This is a genomic window from Microcoleus sp. AT3-A2 (genome assembly GCF_036705685.1).
Taxonomy (GTDB): domain Bacteria; phylum Cyanobacteriota; class Cyanobacteriia; order Cyanobacteriales; family Microcoleaceae; genus Microcoleus.
Genome location: NZ_JAUBVF010000058.1, coordinates 1 through 7,227, shown reverse-complemented (window position 1 = coordinate 7,227; position 7,227 = coordinate 1). Strand labels below are relative to the sequence as shown.

Here is a 7,227-nt window from a genome sequence, read left to right as displayed (position 1 = left end):
TACAGTTTCGGCTAATTGGCTTTCGAGATTTTGCTTTTCAGTAGCGAATTGCTGCTGCAAAGAAGCGATCGAACTTTCGCGTTCACTCAACTGCTGCTGTAAACTTTCGTAACTTTCTTGCAGCGGATTTGGCTTTACACTCACCGAGTCCGATAGAGTTTCTGCCGTTACAGCGTCATTAACTTCGCTTTCTTCGGCTGTTTCCCCTTGCAAGTGGGCTGCATCTACCTCAGTTTCTTCACCTTTTTTCCAAGTGACAGTAACTTCCGTCTTGTCCTTAGAAATATCCAGAGCGCCTTGTGCCAAGCGTTCTAGGAGTTCCGACCTTGATATTCCGAGCTTGCGAGCGATCGTGTTTAATCGATCGGCACTAGAAGAAGTCAGCGAAAGTCCGACTTTGACTTTACTTTCTGAATTGGAACTAACTACATTGCGATTTTTTTTGACCATTGGCATTTTCCTCATGCCAACCTACACTAATAAGTGTAGTGGCTGAAGCTTGTATTAAAATTAATTCTTGTTACTTACCAATTGTGCCAGCTTGCGTTCCCAATTGAACAAAAATCCGTGAATATACTCTTGGGTTCATTCCTCCCCGTAGAACCGCGTGAACATTCCCTGACGCGGGTTTTTTTCGGCACGATACCGCAGATAGCGCAGTTGAGCTTGTAAGCCGTTGTTTTAAAGCGAAGCTTCCAAAGTCGCACCTGCAACCCGATGATCTCGATCTTTTGCCAAATAGCTGACAGCAGCGCGAGCTTGAGGATTGTCAAATTTTCTCAGCGCGCGAGCAACTCGCAGCCGAATTCCCCAGTAATCCGCGCTCACAAGAGGTAATAATTGCTGCAAAGCCTCTTCTTGCTTCTGGGTATTTGCCAGCAGACCAAATCCGTCAATTGCTGCTTCCTGAACTGGTAAATCTTCGCCGCCAAGACCGATCGCACAAATTTCAAATACTGCATCAGGACACTGCATTTCGTACAGCGGAGCCATAATACTGCGACGGACGAGCCAATTGTCATCGCGGCGAAAAGCTTCGACTAAATGAGAAATTGCCTCGGTTCCGAACCTTGACAAAGAGTTAGCGGCTTCGGCGCGCACGTTCGGATCGCGATCGAACTGCATCATTTTTAACAGCGCCGCAAAAGCTTCCGCAGTTTGAATCTGCCGCAATCCCATCGCCACACACGATCGCACGATAAACTCGCGATCGTCCACTTTGCTCAGCAACATCGGCAGCGCCACCGCAGAATCGCACTTTCTCAGAGCCGTTACCCCCCGCAGCCTCTCTTGAGAATCCGAACTTTGCAGCGCTGCTTGGATTTCGCTAATTTCCATAAGCCAATTATAAATTTTTGTTACGTTTCTTTACAATTTTAGCAATTATTCCCGGATTTTGGGCAGATAAAAAAATTCACTGCTGAATAAGAAATTTTGTGGGTATTTAAGCGAAGTTGTGTATTAGTAATGAAGGCAATCAGTACCCTATTTATTTGAGTATGCGGAGGCATCATTTATTGTTTTTAATCTTTTTTAAGAGCCTATTTTTTACAAGTAGCGGTTTGGGCACAGTGCAGAATAGAATCATGTTTAAATCCCATATTTGGAGATAAAAGCGAAATTTACACCCCTAATTCTCCCGCGCATAAAATCCTAAATGATTGGCAATTGGACGTTCCTGCATGGGGATTTTATTCTGAATCGGAGCATTCAACAGTTTCGCTCCTGACGGCGATGCTACTGCAAAAGTTACCGACCCGCCACCATCTAAATTTAGCACTGTCTCGGCTCCTAACTGCATCAAAATATCAGTTATTTCGCTCAATTTCAGCCCTTCACTGTAAAGCCTCTGCTTCCCGTCTGCCAGAATTAACCACAACTTGTCGCCTGTTTTGTCGATCGCCGCGACGGCACGGGGATATGGCTTATCCTGTTTGCGTTCTTCCTGACTTTGTGCTACGGGTTTGCCATTTTTCACCAGCAAAGTATCTCCAGCAACTGCATAGGCTGTTCCCGCAGGACAAGTGCCGTTTTCGATTATTTGAGCGCGGTTTTTGGCATCAAAACAAAGGGCGGGAAAGCCTGAATGTGGTTGAGAATAAGCTTGGCTTTTGGCAATGGCGTGTCCGACATTATTTACTCGATCGCCACTGCGGGGATAGTAATCCCAAGGTGCTTCCTCGATGCAGGGATAAAAAAAATTGCCGTTGACTGCTAATTGCAATTTAAATTCTTTCAGGAATTCAGTAGCCGTGCGGGCATGGGTTTCTGTTAAATCGGGTGTTGGATTTCCGGGAGTGACAAAAATTCCTATTCCCGGCGCTTTTAGGTCGATGCTAACAATGTGAATTAGGGTGGGACGCGGATTAGTCCGAAATTCCCTGCGGTAGGCTATTCCTTGAAAGAGCGATCGGGCTTCGTTTGTTTGTTGGGGACGCAAAAAGTAGGGAATGTTGTAGAGTAGTATTGGTGCGAGCAATATTCCGAGACCGAGAATCTGCCAAATTTGTTTGATTGTGGGTCGATAAGTCATACCATTTTAGATTGTAGATAGGGACGGGAACACTGACATATTTATATATTTTCAAGCATCCTGTACTAATATGAAGTATTCGGATTCCAATAATTTTAGCAATCAAATTTTACGAAATCGAGCGTTCCAAGGACAAGTTCTTAACGGTGCTGATTTCAGCGGTGCGGATGTTAGAGGCTGCAATTTTAGAAATGCTCAGTTAGTGGGTGCGAATTTTATCGGTGCGAAAATCGGGCTTTCTTGGCGACAGATAGCTGTTTTGAGTGGTGGGGCGATCGCGATTTGTTTGGTTGTGGGCGATGTTCTGACTCGACTGATTTTGGGAACTCAAGGACAATTACCGGGATCTGGCAGTTGGCCTTTTGTTCTGTTGCTGTACGGGGTTTTGAGCGCTGCTGGTTTCGCTTCGGCGATCGCCAGCAAACAGCCAAAAGCCTCAAAAGCGGGTAGATTGGCACGAACAATTTCTGCTATTCTATCAGGAGCTTTGTTGGGATTTTTCTATGCTGGCACTGCAACTAATAATAATTCCCAGGCTGCTCTTGCTGGAATGTCGATCGGCGGGGTGTTAATGTTTTTTGTGAGTTCCCGGATTCGTAGCCAATTTGCACAGGTGGCGATCGCATCGGCTGGAAGTGTGGCGACTTACGCAGCGGCTTTTTTGTTCAGTGCAACGGCGAGCGCTTTTCTGAGCACTCACAAACTGTTTTGGGGTATGTGTTTCGGTTTGCTGTCGCTGCTGTATCTTTGGTTTGCGTTTGTGTCTTTTTCGGCTATTGTTCGAGAGATTAGAAATGCTGAGGGTACTTCGTTCAGAGGGGCAAATCTCGCTGATGCTAAGTTCGATATACATTAGCTCAATCTAAAATCTAAAATTTAAAATCTAAAATTACCCGACTGATATTCAAACAGTAATTGAGCCAGCAGAAAGCGACGCTTTGCTGCAAACGGTGAGGGAGCAAATGGCCCTCGCAACTTTCAATCCCAACCACAGCGAACTGCTCAAAAAGATGGTCGAATGTATGGGAGATTCGCAGGGAATGGTGAGGCTGAGTTTAGCCGAAACTCTCGGCTCAATTGGCAAACCTGCAACTTTTTTTTTTGCTGGAAGCTCTAGCACATCACCGCAACCCTGTCGTGCGTAAAACCTCTGCTAAAACGCTGACTCTTATTTGCGAGGATCTCGCCCGAACCACGCTGCTAGAAGCTTTTTTACACGATGAGGATCGAGTCGGGGGAGGAAGAGTGGGATTAAAGACAAAGCCTGCGGTTTCCAACCGCGCCTACACAGACAAAACCCACTTGGAGTGGGTTAAAGAATTTTTACTCGATCGGGCCTTGACATCTTCCTCTCAAAATGAGAGTATAAGCATAGCAGCCAAGAAAAACTGTCAACAATTAGCTATCACTATGCAAAACAAAAGAACAAATCAAATAAAAAGAAATGCACATAATCTCGATCCGGAACCTCCGTAAAGATGCTGCCCAGTATCCCGATGTCAAAAATCAAATTGATAGCTGGAACGCAACTGTAAAGCAAGCAGAATGGCAGAATTTGGAGGAGGTTCGCAAGATTTACCGAGATGCCGAAGCAGTAGGAAACTTCACAGTCTTTAATATCAAAGGCAACGAATATCGTCTGATTGTCGGCATCAACTACGAGGAGCAAACTATTTTTTACAAATATTTCCTAACCCACGCTGAATACGACAAAAACAAATGGAAAAATGATCCTTACTTTTGATGGAGCCACTTATAGCAAATTGCTTGCAGAAATTGCTCCTAGGGCGATCGAAACCGAAGAGGAATACGATCGCCTCCTGGCAGTAGCAGAACGGCTAACGTTCGCTAAAAACCGCACCCCAGAGGAGAGAGCTTTATACAAGTTGTTAGTCACGCTGATTGAAGTTTATGAGACAGAAAATTATCCGATGGACAAATCGGAGCCTCATGAGATTTTGCAACACATCATGGAATCCAGCGGCACCCGTCAAGCGGACTTGGTAGGTATCATTGGATCGAGCGGTGTGGTGTCTGAGGTTGTCAATGGGAAAAGAGCGATTAGCAAGGCACAAGCTAAGGCACTAGGCGATTATTTTAAAATCTCACCTAGCTTGTTCATTTAATTTGGGAATAGGGCATTGGGAATAGGGCATTGGTTATTTGTGATTAGAAAAACTACTAACCAGTAACCACTAACTATTACCCATGCCCGATGCCCGATGCCCAGGTCAGAGGCATCTAACCCTAGAAAAGCGATCGCCCTTGAGTTTTCTAAAAGAATTCAAGGGCGATCGCTCTAATCAAAGTATTTATCTCATATCAGAGATTTTTGTTGCAAGCTGTTTTTTTTGCCTGAACAGCTTATTTAACGGAGAGGGAGGGATTCGAACCCTCGTTAAGTTGCCCTAAACACACTTTCCAGGCGTGCGCCTTCAACCGCTCGGCCACCTCTCCAGGGCTAAATTAATTCATTTAGCCACAGCTAAACTATATTAGCAGAACAAATCTGATTTGGGAAGGGGTAACGGCATAAATTTACTGTTTAATGTGGGTAGGGTGTCAAACGGGCAGGCCGGATTCTGCTCCCTGTGTCGCAAACCCTTTCATATAAAGGATTTAGCCCCGCAAACCCCAATCTAAAATCTAAAATCTAAAATCTAAAATTCCATGACAGACTCTTACACAATTAAAATTCATAACAGACAGACAGGCCATCGCCACACCGTGCGAGTACCCGAAGACCGCTACATCCTGCAAAGCGCCGAAAACCAAGGAGTAGAATTGCCCTTTTCCTGCCGCAACGGCGCTTGTACCGCCTGTGCGGTGCGCGTCAAGTCGGGGGAACTGCACCAGCCAGAAGCAATGGGGCTTTCTGTGGAACTGCAAAAAGAGGGTTATGCCCTGCTGTGCGTCAGCTATCCCCGTTCCAACATCGAGGTAGAGACGCAAGACGAAGACGAAGTGTACGAACTGCAATTCGGTCGCTACTTCGGCAAAGGTAAAGTTAAAGCCGGTTTGCCGTTGGATGAAGAGTGAGGGAATTTGATAAATAATCAACTACCAATTATCCATGCTTTATCGATTATGTGCGATCGCCCTTTGTCTGTTGCTAGCTAGCTGCCAAAAACCAGAAATGCCCCAAGGTACGATCGCCAAAGTAGAAAGGGCCATCAGCGGCCAAACAATCGAAGTTATCAGTACAGCCGACAAAATAGCCTTATTAGAACAAATCAGGCTGATTGGTATTGATGCGCCGGATTTAAAACAGCAGCCTTGGGGAGAAGCAGCCAAACAAAGACTAGAACAGCTAACTGTGGGAAAACAGGTATTGTTAGAATCAGACATCGAAGAGAAAGACCAGTTCGATCGCAAACTAGCCTACTTGTGGCAAGATAAAAATTTGCTCAACGAACAGCTAATCAAAGAAGGTTATGCCTTGGCCTCAGTGCGATCGCCCAACACCAAATATCAGCAGCGACTCATCAACGCTCAAGAATGGGCGAGACTCATGGGTAAAGGTCTGTGGAATCCAGAACGAGCTTTGCGCCAAACTCCCGCAGAATTTCGCCAGCAAAATCGGAATTAGTCAGTTGACAGTTGACAGTTGACAGTTGACAGTTGACAGTTGGCAGTTGACAGTTAGCAGTTGTCATTGGAAGCAATTCCCAATTCCCAATTCCCAATTCCCAATTCCCAATTCCCAATTCCCAATTCCCAATTCCCAATGACTGACAATCAACTGCAAAACTTCTTAGAAATAGCCACCGAAGCAGCCCTAGCCGCCGGTTCCGTCCTGAAATCTTTTTGCGGAAAATTAGAAAAAATTCAAGAAAAAGGGCGATCGGGCGATTTAGTCACAGAAGCCGACAAAGCCTCAGAAGCCGTCATCTTAGAAATTCTGGGCCGCCACGTACCCGACCACGCTATCCTCGCCGAAGAATCCGGCAAATTAGGGGATGCTAGCAGCAAATACCTGTGGGCGATCGACCCTTTGGATGGCACAACAAATTATGCTCACCAATATCCTTTTTGGGCCGTGTCGATCGGACTTTTAATCGACGGCAAACCACAAATTGGAGTAATTTACGACCCTTTGCATAATGAATTATTTCGGGCAGGCAAAGGATTAGGAGCAACCTGCAACCGTTCGCCGATCGAAGTTTCCCAAATCTCAGAATTGAGAACCAGCTTGCTAGTCACTGGCTTTGCATACGATCGACGGGAAACAGCAGACAATAATTATGCCGAATTCTGTCACCTCACCCACCTCACCCAAGGCGTGCGGCGCAGCGGTTCCGCATCCCTAGACCTCGCACACCTGGCGATGGGGCGATCGGACGGATACTGGGAACGGGGACTGTCCCCTTGGGACGTAGCAGCCGGTGTAGTCATCGTCTCCGAAGCCGGAGGTCAAATTACAGCTTATGACGGTAGTGCCTTTGAGATGAACTCAGGTCGGATTTTGGCCACAAACGGCAAAATACACGCCGAACTCAGCAGCGCACTGCTAGCAGTTCCTCCCTTATCTTCTTGGAAGTAGCGCCCCCCAGCAATAGATCGGGGGTAGTACGGGGGTCAGAACCCCTTGACTCAAGCTACATTAAAGAATAGTGAGTGCGATTCGTTTAACCCAAATGGGTAGCAATACTCAGGGAAGGTTAGCCTAACCAACTGGTTAGTATAACTGAATA

General features: G+C 46.1%; 10 protein-coding genes and 1 tRNA gene. 7 read left to right on the top strand and 4 right to left on the bottom strand.

Annotation, left to right across the window (positions count from 1 at the left end; all coding sequences use genetic code 11):
* From QUB37_RS23740 to QUB37_RS23730, 3 genes are all read right to left on the bottom strand, one after another.
* The coding region (locus tag QUB37_RS23740) for a ribbon-helix-helix protein, CopG family (RefSeq protein ID WP_333166843.1) at positions 1-450 on the bottom strand (450 nt) is incomplete at its 3' end.
* Positions 451-681: 231 nt separating this feature from the next.
* On the bottom strand, positions 682-1,338 hold the full coding sequence (locus tag QUB37_RS23735; RefSeq protein ID WP_333166841.1) for a HEAT repeat domain-containing protein: 657 nt from the start codon (positions 1,336-1,338) through the stop codon (positions 682-684).
* A 292-nt stretch (positions 1,339-1,630) separates the two neighbouring features.
* The gene (locus tag QUB37_RS23730; RefSeq protein ID WP_333166838.1) at positions 1,631-2,533 is read right to left on the bottom strand and encodes a phosphodiester glycosidase family protein; all 903 of its coding nucleotides are present in this window, start codon (positions 2,531-2,533) and stop codon (positions 1,631-1,633) included.
* Between the two features lie 70 nt (positions 2,534-2,603).
* Between QUB37_RS23730 and QUB37_RS23725 the strand changes: the two genes are divergently transcribed.
* The 4 genes from QUB37_RS23725 (at position 2,604) to QUB37_RS23710 (ending at position 4,659) form a co-directional block, all read left to right on the top strand.
* The gene (locus tag QUB37_RS23725; RefSeq protein WP_333166836.1) at positions 2,604-3,389 is read left to right on the top strand and encodes a pentapeptide repeat-containing protein; all 786 of its coding nucleotides are present in this window, start codon (positions 2,604-2,606) and stop codon (positions 3,387-3,389) included.
* Positions 3,390-3,495: 106 nt separating this feature from the next.
* Positions 3,496-3,678, top strand: a complete 183-nt coding sequence (locus QUB37_RS23720) for a hypothetical protein (protein ID WP_333166834.1) — start codon at positions 3,496-3,498, stop codon at positions 3,676-3,678.
* Positions 3,679-3,977: 299 nt separating this feature from the next.
* Positions 3,978-4,277 (top strand): type II toxin-antitoxin system HigB family toxin, encoded by a 300-nt coding sequence (locus QUB37_RS23715; RefSeq protein ID WP_333166832.1) that lies wholly within the window; start codon positions 3,978-3,980, stop codon positions 4,275-4,277.
* Complete coding sequence (locus QUB37_RS23710) at positions 4,261-4,659, top strand: transcriptional regulator (protein WP_333166829.1); 399 nt, start codon at positions 4,261-4,263, stop codon at positions 4,657-4,659. Before QUB37_RS23715 ends, QUB37_RS23710 begins: the two co-directional genes overlap by 17 nt.
* A 246-nt stretch (positions 4,660-4,905) precedes the next feature.
* Here the strand turns inward: QUB37_RS23710 and QUB37_RS23705 are convergent.
* A tRNA-Ser gene (locus tag QUB37_RS23705) sits at positions 4,906-4,990 on the bottom strand.
* Between the two features lie 213 nt (positions 4,991-5,203).
* On the opposite strand from QUB37_RS23705, the gene QUB37_RS23700 reads away from it, so the two are divergent.
* The 3 genes from QUB37_RS23700 (at position 5,204) to QUB37_RS23690 (ending at position 7,076) form a co-directional block, all read left to right on the top strand.
* The gene (locus QUB37_RS23700) at positions 5,204-5,572 is read left to right on the top strand and encodes a 2Fe-2S iron-sulfur cluster-binding protein (protein WP_333166827.1); all 369 of its coding nucleotides are present in this window, start codon (positions 5,204-5,206) and stop codon (positions 5,570-5,572) included.
* 34 nt (positions 5,573-5,606) lie between these two features.
* A complete protein-coding gene (locus QUB37_RS23695; protein ID WP_333166825.1) occupies positions 5,607-6,122 on the top strand; it encodes a thermonuclease family protein in 516 nt (171 codons plus the stop codon).
* A gap of 138 nt (positions 6,123-6,260) precedes the next feature.
* Entirely contained in the window at positions 6,261-7,076 is an 816-nt protein-coding gene (locus tag QUB37_RS23690; protein ID WP_333166881.1) for an inositol monophosphatase family protein, read from the top strand.
* Positions 7,077-7,227: the final 151 nt, after the last annotated feature.